The following is an 18,256-nucleotide window of genomic DNA, read 5'->3' as shown; positions in this document are numbered from 1 at the left end:
GGAAATCATTGTATGATTTCCGAGGAAAAGAGTTCATGAAGGTTGATATCTTAGTTGGTTGAATATATTCCTAACTTATTTTGCTTAAATACCTCATCTTGGACTTTATTCCATTCATCAGCTTTACCCGACCAGATTTCTCTACCTGACTCATCGTTTACTGTTACTTTTGGATTGATCGGTTTGGCTTGTCCTGATTCAATCGCTAAATCTAATTGTTTTCGTTCTTCTTTAATGTTCAATAATTCAGCATCTGGAAGATCGTTAGCATTGTTTTTTTCTGCTGAGAGTCTGCTACCAGTTTCCAGATACATACTTGATTTGCTCCCGATTTGTGCGTCCATTGCAAACAAGCCTGAGGCCGTCCATCCATTTAGAAATGTCCAATTCTCATTTCCATGAGCAAGCATTAGATTGCTGATTGAAGTATTTGATGTCCCCGTCCAGTTATAATCTACCCAAGCGTTTACACTTTGACCAGGGTTTATGAAATCACCGGTGTTATTATCTCCAAAAGTATACCGGTAAGTACTGGTAGTTCCACTAACAGAAATATTTACACTCCATGTTGATGCATCTGAATCATTTCCGCTAGAAGCGTACATGTTTTTAAACTGCAAATGAGTGTTTGGAAGTCCTATCCAGTGACTAGGGACAATCCCTCCACGACTTGTGTTCTCCATTGTGAAAAGTGTTGAAATAGTTTTTCCATTGCTTAAACCAACAGTGGGGGATAACAAAAATTGTGTTGTAGCATCGCCTCCCGAGCCACTTGCTCTGTACACATCAGTAGAGCTATTGTAGATAATTGAAACTGTTGAATCTGGATACGTAGTTGATGCGGAGGTGGCTATTGGGAACGAGAGACACATTACCATGGCAAGGGTAGTGATAATTGACTTCTTTTTCTTCAATGTAATTCCTCCTTATCTATAAGTTGCATAAACTTTACTAAATATTCCTTATACTCATCAAAGAGGATGAAGAGAAATAAGCTCTTATATCCGCTGAATAACTAGATTAGACTTTGAATAACTCCAAATAACTGGAAATTCAATTATTCACCAAGTTAACAGGTATTGTCGTACTGATCCACACGTTTAGTCGAGAAATCAAGTTGTCCATGCCTGAGGGAGAATGGCATTGGATTAAGATCGACGAGATTGTTTCGGCAAATTGATCAAAAAGAAATCGAAAAAAAAGGACTCCAGTTCTTAGCGGCGGAGTCCTTTTTCATTGCACTTCAATAAATATTAGTACCCACACCTCAACCACAAAAAGCTTGTAGGTTGTTGTTTGTCTTTATAGATTGTACTATTATAGAAGACACTAAAATCTTGAATCTGAAAGGGTTGTTGTAGAATGAACTTTAGTCTTGTAGATCCTGTCAGATATATGTTCTACATTTAAGGGTGACCTATTATGAAATCAATATATCTGGATCATGCCGCATCAACTCCGGTGCACCCGGAAGTTGCCCAGCGGATGATGAATGTGATGACAGGCCAATACGGCAACGCTTCAAGCGTCCATGCCTTTGGACGAGAAGCGAAGAAGATTATAAGCGGGGCGCGTGATCAAATCGCGGCCCTTTTAGGATGCCAGTCGGACGAGCTGGTGTTTACCGCAGGCGGAACCGAAAGCGATAATCTGGCTATTTTGGGAATGCTGGAATCGCTCGGAACGAAGGGCAAACACGTCATTACGTCAGCGATCGAGCACCATGCAGTGCTTCATACATGCCATGAGCTGGAACGGCAGGGCTGTGAGGTGACCTATGTCCCTGTAGACAGTACAGGACGTGTGTCCGTGGAGGACATTGTCGGCGCGATCAAGGACAACACGGTGCTTGTGACGATTATGTACGGTAATAATGAAGTAGGCACTGTTCAACCGATTGCTGAGATCGGCGAGGTATGCCGCAGCCGGGGAATTGTGTTCCACAGTGATGCTGTGCAAGCTCTGGGCTCAGAGGCAATCTCATGCCGCGACCTGCCGGTGGATATGTGGAGCTTCTCCGCTCACAAAATCAACGGACCGCAGGGCGTTGGGGCTTTGGTTGTCCGCAGAGGAATCAGTGTAACCCCACGCCTGTTCGGAGGGCTGCAGGAGAAGAAACGTCGTGCCGGAACCGAGAATATGGCTGGAATAGCCGGTTTTGCAGCGGCTGTGGAATTGGCCGTGAGAAACATGGAGCAGCGTATTCAGCATTACAGCGGGCTGAGATCAACCCTGCTTCAGGGTCTTCGTCAGGAGATTGGCGAGGATTCTTTTGTGATCAACGGAAACCTGGATCATTACCTACCTCACATCCTAAATATCAGCTTTTCTGGTTCCAACACGGAGTCTATGCTGATGAACCTCGATATGGAAGGGATTGCGGCAGCAAGCGGCTCAGCCTGCACGTCGGGATCTCTGGAAGTATCCCATGTACTCCAATCCATGAAACTTTCTGACCCTGTTTTGCGCTCTGCGATTCGTTTTAGTTTCGGTTTGGGTAATACTACTCAAGAAATGGAGTACACTGCCCAAAAAATTGGAACCATCCTTAATCGGTTACGTAAATAGATGTTAAGGGATTTCTTCTTCTAAGGAAAAGGGGGTATGCGTTCGTCCATTTCATCCTTTGAGATTGGCCGTTAGTCGGATGTCGTTTTGACCGGCGGTTGATTTTAAACCCATGGAGGATGAGGAGGTGTCCACCGTATTATGAAACTTCAAGAAATGATTGGACTGGCTGTATTCGACGTGGAGAACGGTAAGGAAATCGGCAAAATCCACGATTTTATACTAGATGAGAACTGGTTGATCACCGGATTGGAACTGGACGGCAAGGCTTTGTTTTCCACTCATGTGAAAAGCGTCTCATGGGAAGATATTGTAGCCTATGGGGAAGATGCCGTCATGATTCGCAACCAGGAGGCTGTCCGAAAGCTGGGCGCCAATGATATACCGCTTACGTACCTGTTGGGCAAGCGCAAACTGAAAGAGATGCAGGTCTTGACCGAGGATGGAATCCTGCTTGGACGTATATCGGATGTTTATTTTGAGCAGGAACAGGGCAATACAATACTAGGGTTAGAAATATCTGATGGATTTGTATCGGATTTGATCGAAGGTCGCAAATGGCTGCCTTGCACAGCGGAAATGGCTATCGGCGAGAGTGCCGTCATGGTACCCCCGATGAGCGAACAGCGTCTGGAAAAAGCCATTAATTCTGTGAACGGATAGGGTGAGGTAGGATGAAATGTCCAAACTGTAGTTCCAAAGATATCGGAAAGATTGGCTCCCACCAGTTTTATTGCTGGGGTTGCTTTATCGAATTGACAGTCAACGGAGAGAAAATGTCAGTATACCAAGTAGAAGAGGACGGCACGCTCAGCTCGCTGGATGACCTGTTCTTCGGCGATGAAATGCAGCCGGATTTCCCTCAAATACACGCGTCCTCTTAAAGTGCGCGTACATATTACAAGATAAACGACTCCTTGCCAAAGGCCGATGCGGCTGTATAGCAGGAGTCTTTTTTCATGTCCGCTGCTGGAAATCTTAGTTTATTTCTGGAAGCTTGTACATATACTACAGGATAGCTTGCGAAAAAGGAGGGTACCCTGTGGAACAGCTGACGGAGAGCAAGTGGTTTCGATTATTGGTATGGTTGATGCTTGGATTGATCTCTCTTTACTTTGTCTGGCTGCTGCGTCCGCTGTTTCTGGATGTCTATCGATTTCTCAAGGCTGTTCTGGCACCATTTCTGGTTGCCATGATCATATCTTATGTGCTCAATCCGGTTGTATGCATGCTCTCCGACCGCAAAGTTCCCCGCAGCATGGCCGTGCTGATCATTTATGCCGTCTTTCTGACCTCGCTCGCGGTCATTCTGATTAATATGATTCCGATGCTGATTCGGCAGCTGGAAGAGCTTAATGAGCATCTGCCCGAATTAACAATGAATGCTCAAAGTCTCATGACCAATCTGGATAGCAGGCTGCTGCCGCCTGGGGTTCGCACGGGGATGAACAGCTGGTTCTTTCAGATGGAATCGAGGCTCGCTGGCGGCATCACGGCTTTTATGGACAATATCGGCAACACCATCAACATCCTGTTTAATGTATTGATTGTTCCGTTCCTGATCTTTTACATATTAAAAGATTTTGAGGTGTTCCAGCGAACCGCCGTATCGTATCTGCCCCGGAGTCATCGCAAATCAATTGTCATGCTGCTTAAGGAGATCGACACGGCGCTTGGGAATTATGTCCGCGGGCAGTTTCTGGTGTGCTTGATCATCGGCGTTCTGGCTTACGTGGGGTATATTATCGTGGGCATGCCTTACGCACTGCTGCTGGCCAGCATCGTGGCGGTGTTCAACATCATTCCGTATTTAGGCCCTTTTCTCGGCGCGGCTCCTGCGCTTGTGATGGCATCCACCATTTCATGGAAGATGGTGCTGCTTGTGGTGGTTGTGAATATGATCTGTCAGACGCTGGAGAGCAACGTCATTTCACCCCAAGTGGTGGGAAAAAAGCTGCATATGCATCCACTGTTGATCATTTTTGCCCTGTTAGTCGGGGGGCAGTTGGCAGGAACAGTGGGCTTGATTTTGGCTGTGCCCGTTTTTGCTGTCATCAAAGTGCTGCTGCAGCATTTTTTTGCCTATTATGTAAGAAGGAAATCAGGCTGATTGCTCCAATTCAGACTTGCCATGCTCCTGCATTGACAGATAGATTCACCCTAGATATACTTGAAATGTTAGATCCATAACCGTACAAATCGATGAGAAAATCAAGTAGGCTTAGAGTACCTTGCTCAGAGAACAGGTTCCTTACGGGCAATCATCCGTCTGGCTGCGAGAACCTGGAAGTGTCCCAAGCTGAACAGCTAATTTTTGAGTGTGAGTCAAATTCACCGGCTGGCCCCCGTTATCAAGCTGCAACAAGGCGATCGTCACGTGCTTCTCCAGGGAAACAGTCTGGAGCTGAAATGGGCGATAACCAGGGTGGTACCGCGAGAACATCGTCCCTGAATTATTTCAGGGGCGTTTTTTGTGTTTGGATGCAAGTCAATCCGATCCCTATATTACGACTGGAGGATGTGTAGAGATGATAGCTAGTGAAATCCGTTCCAAATGGCTGGAGTTTTTTGCTGAGAAAGGCCACAATATTGAACCGAGTGCATCGCTTGTACCGCATAATGACCCGTCCCTGCTCTGGATTAATGCAGGTATGGCTCCACTCAAGCCTTACTTTGACGGGCGCGTGAAGCCTGAGAATCCGAGAATTGCAAACTCGCAAAAATGTATTCGTACCAACGATATTGAGAATGTCGGCAAGACGCGCCGTCACCATACGTTTTTTGAAATGCTGGGCAACTTCTCCATCGGAGACTACTTTAAAGAAGAAGTTATCACGTGGGCCTGGGAATTTTTGACCGACAAGAAGTGGATCGGATTCGATCCCGAGAAGCTGTCTGTCACCGTTTATCCCGAAGACGAAGAAGCATTTAAATTGTGGAATGAAAAAATAGGTCTGCCGGAGAGCCGCATCATTAAGCTGCAGGATAACTTTTGGGAGATTGGCGAAGGTCCTTGCGGCCCTTGTACCGAAATTTTCTATGACCGTGGCGAAGAATACGGCAAGGGCACTCCGGAATCGGAGATGTTTCCTGGCGGAGAGAATGAACGCTGGCTTGAAGTGTGGAACCTGGTATTCACCCAGTTCAACCTGAACAAGGACGGCAGTTATACGCCGCTTCCCAACAAGAATATTGATACGGGCGCCGGTCTGGAGCGCTTTGCATCCATTCTGCAAAATGTAGACTCCAACTTCGACACCGATTTGTTCCAGCCTATTATTCAGAGAACGGCGGAACTGGCTGGCGTGAAATATAATGAGTCTCCTGAGTATGATGTGGCGCTGAAGGTTATTGCGGACCATATTCGCACGGTTGTGTTTGCCGTAGGTGATGGCGTGTTGCCTTCGAATGAAGGACGCGGTTACGTGATCCGCCGTTTGCTCCGTCGTGCGGTGCGTTATGGCAAGGTGCTGGGGCTGGACAAACCGTTCATGTACACCTTGACTGAAACTGTGGGCGATATTATGGGAGTGTACTACCCGGAGGTCGTGGAGAAGCGGGCATTCATTGAGAAGGTGGTTGCGACGGAAGAGGAACAGTTCCACAAAACGCTTTCGGATGGGCTCGGCATCTTGGCGGAGGTCAGCGCTGAAGCCAAAAAGCAGGGAAAATCGGTGATCAGCGGCAGCGACGCATTTAAATTGTATGATACCTATGGCTTCCCGTTTGATTTGACGGAAGATTATGCTTCTGAGAACGGTTTGACCGTGGACCGCGAAGGCTTTGACGCTGCGATGAAGGAACAGCGCGATCGTGCGCGTGCAGCCCGTCATGAGACGGAAAGCATGAAGATACAAGGCGGCGTTCTTTCCGATTATACGGTTAAAAGTGAATTTGTTGGATATAATGACACCGTTCGCGAGGCGAAAGTACTCGCCATCGTGTCCGATGACAGTTTTGCCGACAGCGTGAGCGAAGGCCAGACCTGTCAAGTCATTCTGGATGCTACGCCGTTCTATGCCGAAAGCGGCGGTCAGGTGAGCGATCAGGGTGTTTTGGAGGGCGGATCTGTCCGTGCCCGAGTCGAAGGTCTCTTCAAGGCTCCTCATGGACAGCATGTACACTTTGTAACTGTAGAACTCGGCGAGCTTAAAGTGGGCGATACCGTGACAGCACAGGTGAATGCCTCCATGCGCAATGATATCGTCAAGAACCATACGGCGACTCACCTTCTGCACAAAGCGTTAAAAGAAGTGTTGGGCGATCATGTGAACCAGGCAGGTTCCCTGGTTGAGCCGCAGCGTCTGCGTTTTGACTTCTCCCATTTTGGCAGCATCACGCAAGAGGAGCTTGGCGATATTGAGCGCCGGGTTAATGAGCAGGTATGGAAGAGCATCCCGGTTGTCATCGAACGCAAGGGCATTGACGAAGCGAAAGCAATGGGCGCCATGGCTTTGTTCGGAGAGAAGTACGGCGACATCGTCCGAGTGGTTCAAGTCGGCGATTACAGCATCGAGCTTTGCGGCGGATGTCATGTGGGGAATACGTCCCAGATCGGAATCTTTAAGCTGCTGGGCGAGAGCGGGATCGGATCGGGCGTACGCCGGATTGAGGCGGTAACGGGCCGCTATGCTTACGAGCATCTGGAGGAACAGTTGGATCTGCTCAAACAAGCCGCCGGCCTGCTGAAGAGCAATCTTACGGATGTGCCGAAGCGGATTGAGGGCCTGAATCAACAAGTGAAGGATCTTGCCCGCGAGAACGAGTCCCTGCAAGGCAAGCTGGGAGCCATTGAGGCCAGCCAATTGACCGATAAAGTGAAGCAGGTTGGAAATACGCCTCTGCTTGCTGTGGAAGTACAGGCAGGCAGCATGGACGGACTTCGGGGTATCGCCGACGAATTGAAAGGCAAATTGCCGGATGCCATTCTGGTACTCGGTTCCAAGGCAGACGACAAGGTGAATTTTGTTGTAGCTGTTCCGCAGGATCTGGTGAAAAAGGGCTACCATGCAGGCAAGCTCGTTAAGGAAGTGGCTTCCGTATGCGGCGGTGGCGGTGGCGGCCGTCCGGATATGGCGCAAGCCGGAGGCAAGGATGCTTCCAAGCTTGCCCAAGCGCTGCAGCACGCAGAGGAACTTGTGGCCAAGGGCGTATAACCTTTCTTGTCCAGATTGTGTACAGCAAACCGGAATCAATATTTTTGCTGTACACAATCCTGAATTTTTTGGAACACTTCCTAAATATTTCGCTTTGGATTTCCGTAGAGACTTAGGGTTATGTTATGATATAACTAGATCAAGCTGGTAAATATTTATTCGACGAAGCATGGTAACTCATGTTCTTTGAAGAAGCGAGGTGTGTCACACATGGACTCCATGGATAAGACAGTCAAGTTCAATGTAAAAGGTGATGAGAAGGAGGCTTCCGCCCAGGACATTCTACTTTCGGTATATGATTCGCTGGTAGAGAAGGAGTACAATCCGATTAACCAAATCGTAGGGTATCTTTTGTCCGGGGATCCAGCTTATATACCTCGGCACAATAATGCCAGAAGTTTGATCCGGAAGAAAGAGCGAGATGAATTGATTGAAGAACTGGTCCGGTTCTATTTAGCCAGTCACCGTTAGGAGTACACAGGGATGAAGAAAATCATGGGATTAGATTACGGGGACCGCAGAATCGGTGTTGCCATAAGCGATGTGTTCGGATGGACGGCCCAAGGGGTTGAAGTTATCGAACGCCGCCGTGATGAAGGTGAGCTGGTCAGGATTGCCACACTCGTCAAAGAGAACGAGGTCGGTGAGGTTGTAGTCGGCTTGCCTAAAAATATGAATGGCACGATTGGTCCACGGGGCGAAATCTGCATGGAATTCGCAAATACATTGCGAGAGTCCCTATCCTTGCCCGTTCACCTTTGGGATGAACGGCTATCAACAGTATCCGCTGAAAGGACATTGCTTGAAGCCGATGTCAGCCGAAAGAAGCGAAAACAGGTTGTAGATAAGATGGCGGCAAGCTTGATTTTGCAAAACTACTTGGATTCTAAAAGGTAAAGGTGAGGGTGATAACAATGGCTAATGAGCATATTGGTATGGAAGAAGAACCGGAAATTATTTATATTCCCGATGATGAAGGCAACGAGGAAGAATTCGAAGTCATCATGAAATTCGAGGTTGATGGCTCGGATGCTAAATATATGATGGTTGTACCAAGAGAGTCCGCAGACGAAGAAACAGACGAGGTCTACGCCTTCCGTTATGAGGAAGATGGAGAAGATCTGAAATTGTTTATGATTGAAGACGATGAAGAATGGGCCATTGTTGAGGAAACCTTCAATACGCTCGTGGATGAGCTGGACGGGAGAGACGAATGATGACTGATTTTTCGGTTGAAAATATCGTATGGACCCAAGTACTTAAGGAAGCATTCGGTGAGAGTGTGGAGCTTGAGGACGACAAAGGCCATATCGAGGTATATGATATTGCCGCCGAATTTGAAGTGGATGGCCAAGGATATGCCATTCTGGTTCAGCCGGACCGTACGGATGAGGAGTACGAGGTGCTTCGTATCGTAAAGGATGCGGATGGCGGATTGGAACTCTCAACCATCGATGATGACGAGGAATGGGAGAACGTATCGGAGCTGTACGATGAGCTGACGTTTCCCGAGGGAGACGAGGATTAATTGTTCTCGTAAGAGGCACGTGCTTACGTTTTCAAATGAAAGTTCAGGAAGGGGCGGAGCTTGTCCGCCCCTTTTGGTGTGAAGGGATGAGTAGATTGAAGAAACTGGCTATTGCGGTATTGGTTCTGATCCTTATTGCCGGCGGAGGCTTGTTCTACATTTGGAACGGTTTACAGCCTGTTACAACCTCTGAAACACCGGTTGAATTCACGGTGGAGTCCGGAATGAGCACATCATCCATTGCCGATCTGCTTGAGGACAAGGGTCTGATCAAGAACGCCCTTATACTTAAAGGTTATCTGAAGATTACGAACGAAGGCAGCCGGCTTATGGCCGGCACATATGAGGCTACACCGGGAACCCCCTTCAAGGAGCTGCTGTCCAAGATGAGCAACGGTGAAGTGAAGGCGGAGGAAATGGTCCGGTTCACCATTCCTGAGGGTTACACCATTCTCCAGATGGCAGAAACCATCGCTCGTGAGAGCGGAATCGATGAGAAGGAATTTCTGGATGCTGTGGATCAGACTACCGGTTGGGACGTACCGATTGTAGGTGAGATCCCGGAAGGAACGGATCTCAGGCACCATCTGGAGGGCTATTTGTTTCCTGCAACCTACGATGTGCCGAAGAAGAATCTAACAGCTAAAGGCATTGTGGAGACCATGCTCAAGGAAACCGAGAAACGTCTTGCGGAAATTCCTGATTTGCAGAGCCAACTGGAGGCACGCGGCGTGACGTTCCATGAGCTTATGACCATTGCTTCACTGGTTGAGCGGGAAGTGGTTGCAGAACAGGAGAGAGCTCTTGTAGCCGGCGTTATCTATAACAGGCTGGAAGAAGATATGCGGCTTGAGATTGATGCGACTGTTCAATACCTGTTAGATAAACCGAAGGAACGGTTGCTTTATGCCGATCTGGAGGTTGAAAGCCCGTATAACACCTACCGACAAAAGGGGCTGCCGCCCGGTCCAATCTCGAGCCCGAGTTTGGAGTCCATTCAGGCCGCTCTGAATCCGGAGAAATCAGACTATTTGTTCTACGTAACCAAGAAAGACGGTACGCAAGAGCATTTGTTTGCTAAAACGTATAAAGAGCATTTGAAAAACATTGAGAAGAGTAAGAAAATGGCACAACCATAATATGACTTGATCAAAAGATCCGGATTCAATAGACAGGATCCTTTTTGAACAACCCCGAATAGGGAGGAAATATTTCATGAGTATCAAACCTGAATTATTGGCGGCTGCTGGTTCCTTGGAAGATGCTGCTGCTTACCTGGAAGCGGGAGCGGATGCTTTGCTGGTTGGTGAAGATCGTTTTGGCATGCGACTGCCCGGCAGTCTGACCTTGAACGACATTCGTCAAGTAGTCCAGCATGCGCATGGACAGGGAAGTAAAGTGTATGTAAGCTTAAATAACCTGATGACCAATGATTTGCTGCCTGAGCTTCCTGCTTATGTCAAGGCACTGGGTGAAATCGGCGTGGATGCGGTGGAGTTTAACGATCCGTCCGTACTTACTGCGGTGAAGGAGCTAGCTCCTCAGATTAAACTGCACTGGAATGCGGAAATGACGGCCACAAACTACTCAACGTCCAATTACTGGGGGAGCAAAGGCGCATCCCGGGTCATTCTTGCGCGTGAATTAAATATGGATGAAGTAACGGACATGAAGCCGCTGCTTCAAGTGGAAGCACAGGTTCAGGTCCATGGCATGACCAATATCTACCATTCCAAGCGGCGTCTGGTGAACAGTTATATGTCGCAGCAAGGTAGACCCGTAAATGAAGGCAGTCTGGACAAGGAACGGGGACTGTTTCTCATTGAGGCTGAGCGCCAAGACGAGAAATATCCCATTTACGAAGATGTCAACGGAACTCATATTATGAGTTCGGAGGATATTTGTATCCTCGAGGATCTGCATCTGTTGATGGCAGCCGGTCTTGACAGCTTTAAGGTGGAGACGCTGCTGAAGCCGCGCCAATATAATAAGCTTGTGATAAGCATTTACCGCAAGGCGATTGATTTATATACTGCGGACCCTTCTTCCTATGCATTTCAGGAGGATTGGATGGATGAAATTCGTGCCATTCAGGATCCGGAGCGAGAGTTATCGTTTGGATTTTTCTATAAGGAACAAGTTTATTAAGGAGTGTACAGCATGGAAGCAATGGCACAGCCAAAATACAAGGGCAAACGCTATCGCCTGGACAAGCCAGAACTGCTCGCCCCGGCTGGTAATTTGGAAAAGTTGAAATTTGCGGTGCACTACGGCGCCGATGCAGTTTATATTGGAGGACAGAAATACGGTCTTCGTTCGAACGCGGACAATTTCAGCTTCGAGGAAATGAAGGAAGGCGTGGAGTTCGCCAAGAAATACGGTGCTAAAGTATTCGTGGCATCCAATATCTACGCGCATAATGAGGACGTAGAGGGGATTGAATCCTATCTGCGCAGCTTGGAGGAAGCGGGCATCGCAGCGATTATAGCCGCAGATCCGGCCATCATTGAGGTTGCCAAGCGTGCCGCGCCCAAACTTGAGGTTCATCTGAGCACACAACAGTCTACGCTTAATTGGCAGGCCGTGAAGTTCTGGAAGGATGAAGGATTACCAAGGGTTGTGCTGGGCCGCGAGACGAGCATAGAAGAAATTGCAACGATTAAAGAGCATGTTGATATTGAGATCGAAGCCTTTATTCATGGTGCGATGTGTTCCTCCTTTTCCGGACGCTGTGTGTTGTCAAATCATTTTACGGATCGTGACTCCAACCGGGGCGGCTGCTGCCAATCCTGCCGCTGGAAATACGATTTGTTTGAGGATGGAAGAGAAGATAACGGCAACTGGGTATCCGAAGAGGTGCAGATGATGGAACAGCGGGCATCGAGGCCGTCTCCATTCAAACCGGGCGTTACACAGATTCCGTTGTTTCAACCGGAGGACAACCAATTTACCATGGGGTCGAAGGATCTTTGCATGCTGGAGCATATTCCGGACCTGATTGAGGTCGGCATTGACAGCTTCAAGATTGAGGGCCGGATGAAATCCATTCATTACGTAGCTACGGTTGTTAATGTGTACAGACAGGCGATTGATTCCTATATGGCAGACCCTGAACATTACGTGCTGAAGCCGGAATGGATCGAGGAAATCAACAAAGCGGCCAATCGACCGCTGAATACCGGATTCTTCTATGATACCCCGGATCATGAGGACCATATCTATGAACCGGAAGAGAAGGCCGTGCCTTATGATTTTGCCGGATTGGTTATGGCGTATGACAAGCACTCAGGTACAGCTGTAATACAGCAGCGAAACCATTTTAAGCCTGGTGACGAAATTGAGTTTTTTGGCCCAGAAGGTACCTTCTTCAAGCAGGTAGTTGGCCCTATTCAGGATGAGGATGGAAATGAGCTGAACGCGGCACGGCATCCCTTACAGCTTATTCGCTTGCAAGTGGATCAGCCGGTGCGTAACTTTGATATGATGCGAAAGCGCAAAGGGTAAAAAAGATATAGTTCTATATAACTACACACATGAGAATCCGGGTCCGTGGATGGACCTTGGATTCTTTTTATTTTCAAAAAAATTAGGAGTAATGGATTATTTTTTTGCGAAAACCCAAAGGAAAACACCTCCAATTGTCGAAATAAAAAGTAACGAATACGTTCAAGAGATTAGCCGGCGTATTAATATTATGATTGTGGTAGGTGAACAGCTAATGTCAGAAGTCGAACAGCATGATAAGAAGCCGAAAAGAGACAAGAAGCTCGGGGGAAACAAAGAGAAAAAGAAAGCACCTTCGGCATCAACGGGAATACATAATGCAAAGTCGTTCATTTCAAACATGGGAACGGCCATCAGCCGAATGCCTGTGAACCCGGCAAAATCCGTAGGGATCCGGTTGTTTTTAATCTTTTTGTCAGCGATCGTATTTTTTGTTATCGTGTTGGGTTATCTCTCTTACAGTAAAGCGAAGAGCACCATTGAGAAGAATGCTGCCAACGGCAATCAGCAGACGATCATTCAAACTTCTGAGAAAATCGACATCATCTTGGATAAGTACGAGAACGCTGGACGGCAAATTTTCTATGATATTGAACTGCAGAAGCTGTTGTCAGAGTACTCGGATAAAAACTTGAGTGATTATGATTCGTTTACCGTAGAACGCAGCATTCGGGATAAACTATCTAACCAAATCACGTCAGATTCGTCCATCAGGGCTATTTATCTGATCCCTGACAAAGGTGAGAAGATGATCTCGGCGGGGCAAACCTCGGAGACCTCCAAAACCGTGCTTGAACAAAGCTGGTATACAGAGCTGAAGGATGGCGACAAAAAGATTGTGTGGCTGCCAACAACGCAGAACAGCGGAGCTCCGTACTTTACGATTGCACGCTCTCTTGGATCAATGAATGATCTGACTTCTACGTACGTTGTTATGTTTGAACTTAACGCTTCCGTACTGGATACGCAACTGAAGGGGATTGACCTGGGTGAAAACGGCCAGCTGCAGTTGATCAGCCCAGAGGGCACGATTGTATCCTCCAGTGAGAGTTCGATCGTGGGTTCAGAGACAGCTTGGGCATTTACAAAGGAATTCAAGGCAGAAACGAAGACGGATAACGTAAGAACCAAGGATGAGAACGGCAAGCAGGTATTGGCCGTTTATAATACGCTGAGCACCAATGATTGGAAGCTTGTGGGATCGGTTCAAACCAGTGAACTGACGAAGGATGCAACGAGCATTTTGACAATTACGCTGATAGTGGCAGCCGTTGACGTTATATTCGCCATACTGATCGGTATTTGGATGGTGAGAATGATTGCCCGTCCATTAGGCAAGCTCAACCTCCTGATGAAGGAAGGCGCAAAAGGTAATCTGAATGTTCGCACAGACCATAAGAGCCAGGATGAAATCGGTCAGCTCTCCGCAAGTTTTAACGATATGATGGAGCAGATTACCGGCCTCGTGCAGCAAACAAGCAATACGGCTCAGGAAGTACTCAAGACGGCTGCAGAGTTAAGTGATGCCTCGAAGAAAACGGCCATCTCTGCAAAAGAAATTGCCGTTGCCACCGAGGAGATTGCGAACGGAGCCAGCAGCTTGGCAGTTGAAGCCGAGCGCGGCAGCGATCTGACCAACAATATCTCGAAGCAGATGCAAATTGTTGTTACGGCTAACGATGAGATGGGCAAATCGGCCCGTCATGTGGAAAGCTCCAGTGAGCTGGGCACGAAGCATCTGAGCGACTTGCTCGACAAGACACACCAGACCGAGGATATGACACGTTCCATGATGCACAAGGTGGATGGCTTGAAGGAAACGACTTCTTCGGTTGTCAAAGTGCTGGATGTACTTCAGAACATCACGAAGCAAACGAACATCCTTTCCTTGAATGCAACGATTGAAGCGGCCCGTGCAGGAGCAGCGGGCAAAGGGTTTATGGTTGTCGCCGATGAAATCCGCCAGTTGGCGGACCAGTCCAGGCAATCCATAGATATGGTTAGCCAGATCACAGACCGTATCATGACCGAAATGAATGAAACCGTTCAGGTACTGCTGGATGCAAATCCGCTGTTCAAAGGCCAGATGGATGCCGTGAAGGAAACGAATGACATCTTCGTATCCGTCCAGCAGCAGATGGTAGACTTTATCGAACGTTTGGATTCTGTAACGCATTCCATTGATGAGCTGAACGAATCCCAGAATGTGCTCTCTGAAGCGATGAGCAACGTCAGTGCGGTTGCCGAGGAATCCTCGGCGACTTCCGAAGAGGTAGCTTCTCTCTCAACGGAGCAGCAAAGTGTTAGCAGTCAGTTGGTTAATCTGTCATCACAGCTGGAAAATGTATCGAATGAGCTTAAAGAGACCTTGTCTCGCTTTAGACTGTAATATTCCATTCATAGACTGCTCTATCAGTTAAGACTGATGGAGCAGTCTTTTTGTCTACCCGGCTCACTCATTACCTTCTGATAATCCTCCCCTATCAGTTCAATGTGATTGATTCAGGTTCCACATGGAAATAATGGAGAAACAAAGAACTAATTGGAGGAGCAGGACATGAGGCTGATCCGAAATAAGCGAATTACATACGGATGGCTGATATTGACGATGCTTATCGCCATTTTGACCCTAAGACTCGCATGGGTGCAGCTTGTGATGAAACATCAGCGGGTCCCCGGCAGTCGGCATACGATGGTTGAGGCCTCCCTCATACAGCGCGAACGAGGCATTGTGCTGGATTCTGGCCGCGGTCAATTTACAGACCGGAACGGAAAGCCGCTCACGGGTAAGCTGGTTTGGACAGTGGTGTTGTTCCCGGTAAGCGAGAAAGAGCTGAAGGACTCCCATAATCAGTTAGTTCAGCTGGCCCGCATCCTGGGGACAAATAAGGATCGTTTGGTACAGACATGGGGCAAGCTAAAGGAGCCGAAGTTGTGGCATGGAGAGAATACGGTCATTCCTCGTACCCTAACCAAAGCTCAGATCCAGCAGATCCAAGAGCTTGAACTTCCCAAACTGAAGGTTCTTCCTTATGAGCAGCGCTACGGCAATCGCCAATCGGGCATGCAGTGGCTTGGTTTTGTATCCGGCCAGCGGAAGGAGAATCTGTTTTTTCGTGATTATCCGGAGGTTACGGGGACGAGCGGTTTGGAGAAAACGATGGATTCACTGATACGGGGAGAAGGTCCTACCATCGTTTATTTTCCAGTCAACAGTACCAATGAGGTGATACAGGATATCAAGCCGATGGTAAAGGCGCCGGATAATCCGTACTATCCCTTGAGGGTATCCACAACGATTGATATTGATATTCAAAAAGGGATCGAAGCTATAACGGAGAAAGCGGGCATGAAGGAAGGGGCCGTTGTTGTACTGGATGCGCACAATGCCGATATTGTTTCTATGGTCTCAAGGCCGTTCTATAATCCGGAGCAGATTCATCCAAAGGACGGGCAGTGGGAAAATCGTGCCTTGAAAGCGGCAACTCCTGGCTCCATTTTCAAAATTGTCACGGCATCTGCAATTCTTGAGCATGATTTAAGCTCCCCTGAAGAGCACTTCCATTGTGACGGCGAATACGGCAAGTTCGGACTTTCCTGCTGGAAAGAGGGTGGACATGGAACGATTGGGCTTCGCGAGGGTTTTGCCGAATCATGTAATGTCGTCTTCGCTACCCTTGCGGAAAGATTATCCGCACAGCAAATAGCGGATGCGGCATCGGCGCTTGGTTTTGGGCAAACTGTGGGCTGGAGATCACAGGAATTCTTAGGTCTTCGTTCTTTTGTTCCATTGGACCATGAGGAGAAGGGGACGGTATTCTCGGACTCCGTGGATGCTTCTGATGCAGGGGTTAGGGTACAGACTAGCATAGGGCAAAGGGATGCGGCCGTGTCCCCGCTGCAGGCGGCAAATGCGATTGTGACTCTGCTTCACGGCGGTGTAAAGACCAAACCTCGTATTCTACAACAGATTCGGTACGCTAATGGCCAATTGCTTCAGGATACCCATCCGCTTAAGGAGCGTAAGTCAGCACAAGGTATTTCCCGGGAAACCTCATCCATTCTGCTGGAATGGATGGAGGATGTGGTTCAAGAGGGGACAGGCAGTTCTTTGAAAAACCGGAAATGGACACTTGCAGGGAAATCTGGAACGGCTCAGGTAACCGTAAAGGGCCGTCCCCGAAACAACCAGTGGTTTGTCGGTTACGGCCCCGTGGAGAAGCCACGATACGCTGTGGCTGTGTTGGTGGAGAATCGGAGTCCAAGCAGCAGCAATCAGGCGACGGAGATATTCGGTCAGGTTTCTGACTTCTTGGCTTCGGTTGAATCGCCCTCGGGCTCGGGCTCCGCATAAGAGCGGGACATGTCCCAAGGAGACACATCGAATTCTTCTCTCGGCAGATGAATCCATTGCTGCAGGTATCCTTGTGTAAGCAATTCCTTAATGAGAATCAGCAGGATCGGAGCCAGAATCAAACCGGCAACTCCAAATATGGACAGCGAAATCATCATGAAGGACAACATCAAAAATGCAGATGAGACGCCAATTGAGTTGCCTGTAATCTTCGGTTCAAGCAGTTGTCTGGAGATCATGACAACCGCCAGCAGAACGATTAGTCCAATGGCAAGCCCTGTATTGCCGACAATAAACAAATAAACAATCCACGGAATAAGAATAACGGGAACACCCAGCAGCGGCAATACATCGAATACAGCACAGATAAGCGCAATGGACAGCGAGTTGCCTGTACCTAATATCAACAGCCCTATGTATACAATAACAAACGTAATGCTGACCAGCTTCATCTGAGCTTTTAAATAAGAACCGATCGCCTTAAATACATTTTCCTTCAGAAAGACAAAGGCCATCTTGAAGGTTTTGGGCGTTTTTTCTTTTGCGATTCTCCGCCAGCTGCCAATCTCAATGCTCAGGAAAAAGGCGAGAATGATCGCTACCCCGAAGCTGGTGATGAACGAGGAGAATGAACCCATGAAACCAACGATATAATGAAAGAACGACTCGGCAGCCCCTTGAGCAAAAGCGGTAATGTCTTGAAAATAGCCGTTAACCCGTTCTGTCAGATCAGGCGGCAGTGCCTCGAGCTTGCTTTGCAGGAAGATCAGACCCTCGGAGAAATGTTTTTGAATCGTTGCGGTGTAAGCCGGCAAATTCTCCTGCAGGTTCATGAACTGCGATACAATGAGTGCCCCTGCTCCGAACAAGATGCCGAGGATAATCAGCAGGAAGAGCAGAACGGATATCGCGGCGGCAAACGGCTTCGGAAGACCCCTGCGGTGCAGGAATTTGGATAAAGGCTCAATAATCAGGAAAACGAGGAAAGATAAAAACACGGGAGCCGCAATCTGGTAAAGCTTGCTGAATATGTACATGACCAGGTAAACCGTAAGTACGATTAATCCAATATCGAAAGCGGTTCTCCAATATTTTTTATACAAGGGAAGCATAGTGGAATATCGGCTCCTTTATACTTTATTAATT

16 protein-coding genes are annotated in these 18,256 nt (G+C 48.0%); 14 read left to right on the top strand and 2 right to left on the bottom strand.

The window, feature by feature from the left end; translation table 11 throughout:
• Positions 1-50: 50 nt before the first annotated feature.
• Positions 51-914, bottom strand: coding sequence for a hypothetical protein (locus WDY75_RS23305; protein WP_006208862.1), 864 nt, complete (start codon positions 912-914; stop codon positions 51-53).
• Between the two features lie 508 nt (positions 915-1,422).
• Here WDY75_RS23305 and WDY75_RS23300 point away from each other — a divergent pair.
• From WDY75_RS23300 to WDY75_RS23235, 14 genes are all read left to right on the top strand, one after another.
• Positions 1,423-2,568 (top strand): cysteine desulfurase family protein, encoded by a 1,146-nt coding sequence (locus tag WDY75_RS23300; RefSeq protein ID WP_006208863.1) that lies wholly within the window; start codon positions 1,423-1,425, stop codon positions 2,566-2,568.
• A 141-nt stretch (positions 2,569-2,709) separates the two neighbouring features.
• A complete protein-coding gene (locus WDY75_RS23295; RefSeq protein ID WP_006208864.1) occupies positions 2,710-3,231 on the top strand; it encodes a PRC-barrel domain-containing protein in 522 nt (173 codons plus the stop codon).
• Between the two features lie 11 nt (positions 3,232-3,242).
• Positions 3,243-3,452, top strand: coding sequence for a hypothetical protein (locus WDY75_RS23290; RefSeq protein WP_006208865.1), 210 nt, complete (start codon positions 3,243-3,245; stop codon positions 3,450-3,452).
• A gap of 158 nt (positions 3,453-3,610) precedes the next feature.
• A complete protein-coding gene (locus tag WDY75_RS23285) occupies positions 3,611-4,678 on the top strand; it encodes an AI-2E family transporter (protein ID WP_006208866.1) in 1,068 nt (355 codons plus the stop codon).
• A gap of 418 nt (positions 4,679-5,096) precedes the next feature.
• Positions 5,097-7,724, top strand: coding sequence for an alanine--tRNA ligase (alaS, locus tag WDY75_RS23280; RefSeq protein WP_063478883.1), 2,628 nt, complete (start codon positions 5,097-5,099; stop codon positions 7,722-7,724).
• A gap of 210 nt (positions 7,725-7,934) precedes the next feature.
• Positions 7,935-8,195: an IreB family regulatory phosphoprotein gene (locus WDY75_RS23275; protein WP_006208869.1), complete on the top strand. Its 261-nt coding sequence runs from the start codon at positions 7,935-7,937 to the stop codon at positions 8,193-8,195.
• 12 nt (positions 8,196-8,207) lie between these two features.
• Positions 8,208-8,621: a Holliday junction resolvase RuvX gene (gene ruvX / locus WDY75_RS23270; RefSeq protein ID WP_006208870.1), complete on the top strand. Its 414-nt coding sequence runs from the start codon at positions 8,208-8,210 to the stop codon at positions 8,619-8,621.
• Between the two features lie 17 nt (positions 8,622-8,638).
• Entirely contained in the window at positions 8,639-8,941 is a 303-nt protein-coding gene (locus WDY75_RS23265; RefSeq protein ID WP_006208871.1) for a DUF1292 domain-containing protein, read from the top strand.
• Positions 8,941-9,252, top strand: coding sequence for a DUF1292 domain-containing protein (locus tag WDY75_RS23260; protein ID WP_006208872.1), 312 nt, complete (start codon positions 8,941-8,943; stop codon positions 9,250-9,252). Before WDY75_RS23265 ends, WDY75_RS23260 begins: the two co-directional genes overlap by 1 nt.
• Positions 9,253-9,347: 95 nt before the next feature.
• Complete coding sequence (gene mltG, locus WDY75_RS23255) at positions 9,348-10,391, top strand: endolytic transglycosylase MltG (protein ID WP_063479766.1); 1,044 nt, start codon at positions 9,348-9,350, stop codon at positions 10,389-10,391.
• A 76-nt stretch (positions 10,392-10,467) separates the two neighbouring features.
• Positions 10,468-11,400 carry a peptidase U32 family protein gene (locus WDY75_RS23250; protein WP_006208874.1) on the top strand — a complete coding sequence of 311 codons (933 nt, stop codon included), beginning with the start codon at positions 10,468-10,470 and terminating at the stop codon, positions 11,398-11,400.
• Positions 11,401-11,412: 12 nt separating this feature from the next.
• On the top strand, positions 11,413-12,756 hold the full coding sequence (locus WDY75_RS23245; RefSeq protein ID WP_063478884.1) for a peptidase U32 family protein: 1,344 nt from the start codon (positions 11,413-11,415) through the stop codon (positions 12,754-12,756).
• A 214-nt stretch (positions 12,757-12,970) separates the two neighbouring features.
• Entirely contained in the window at positions 12,971-15,145 is a 2,175-nt protein-coding gene (locus tag WDY75_RS23240; RefSeq protein WP_040680437.1) for a methyl-accepting chemotaxis protein, read from the top strand.
• A 168-nt stretch (positions 15,146-15,313) separates the two neighbouring features.
• The gene (locus tag WDY75_RS23235; protein WP_063478885.1) at positions 15,314-17,110 is read left to right on the top strand and encodes a peptidoglycan D,D-transpeptidase FtsI family protein; all 1,797 of its coding nucleotides are present in this window, start codon (positions 15,314-15,316) and stop codon (positions 17,108-17,110) included.
• Here WDY75_RS23235 and WDY75_RS23230 read toward each other — a convergent pair.
• Positions 17,053-18,222, bottom strand: coding sequence for an AI-2E family transporter (locus tag WDY75_RS23230; RefSeq protein ID WP_006208878.1), 1,170 nt, complete (start codon positions 18,220-18,222; stop codon positions 17,053-17,055). The two genes, WDY75_RS23235 and WDY75_RS23230, sit on opposite strands and share 58 nt — an antisense overlap.
• Positions 18,223-18,256: the final 34 nt, after the last annotated feature.

Source organism: Paenibacillus glucanolyticus (genome assembly GCF_037333485.1).
GTDB classification, from domain to species: Bacteria; Bacillota; Bacilli; order Paenibacillales; family Paenibacillaceae; genus Paenibacillus_AQ; species Paenibacillus_AQ glucanolyticus.
The sequence above is the reverse complement of the archived record's forward strand: the minus strand, read 5'-3'. Positions and strand labels throughout refer to the sequence as shown.

Coding starts and splice junctions, on each gene's coding strand:
- WDY75_RS23260 (WP_006208872.1), top strand. CDS start 8,941: ATGACTGATTTTTCGGTTGAAAATATCGTATGGACCCAAGTACTTAAG.
- alaS (WP_063478883.1), top strand. CDS start 5,097: ATGATAGCTAGTGAAATCCGTTCCAAATGGCTGGAGTTTTTTGCTGAG.
- WDY75_RS23230 (WP_006208878.1), bottom strand. CDS start 18,222: ATGCTTCCCTTGTATAAAAAATATTGGAGAACCGCTTTCGATATTGGA.
- WDY75_RS23235 (WP_063478885.1), top strand. CDS start 15,314: ATGAGGCTGATCCGAAATAAGCGAATTACATACGGATGGCTGATATTG.
- WDY75_RS23275 (WP_006208869.1), top strand. CDS start 7,935: ATGGACTCCATGGATAAGACAGTCAAGTTCAATGTAAAAGGTGATGAG.
- WDY75_RS23290 (WP_006208865.1), top strand. CDS start 3,243: ATGAAATGTCCAAACTGTAGTTCCAAAGATATCGGAAAGATTGGCTCC.
- WDY75_RS23265 (WP_006208871.1), top strand. CDS start 8,639: ATGGCTAATGAGCATATTGGTATGGAAGAAGAACCGGAAATTATTTAT.
- WDY75_RS23245 (WP_063478884.1), top strand. CDS start 11,413: ATGGAAGCAATGGCACAGCCAAAATACAAGGGCAAACGCTATCGCCTG.
- ruvX (WP_006208870.1), top strand. CDS start 8,208: ATGAAGAAAATCATGGGATTAGATTACGGGGACCGCAGAATCGGTGTT.
- WDY75_RS23250 (WP_006208874.1), top strand. CDS start 10,468: ATGAGTATCAAACCTGAATTATTGGCGGCTGCTGGTTCCTTGGAAGAT.
- WDY75_RS23295 (WP_006208864.1), top strand. CDS start 2,710: ATGAAACTTCAAGAAATGATTGGACTGGCTGTATTCGACGTGGAGAAC.
- WDY75_RS23300 (WP_006208863.1), top strand. CDS start 1,423: ATGAAATCAATATATCTGGATCATGCCGCATCAACTCCGGTGCACCCG.
- WDY75_RS23240 (WP_040680437.1), top strand. CDS start 12,971: ATGTCAGAAGTCGAACAGCATGATAAGAAGCCGAAAAGAGACAAGAAG.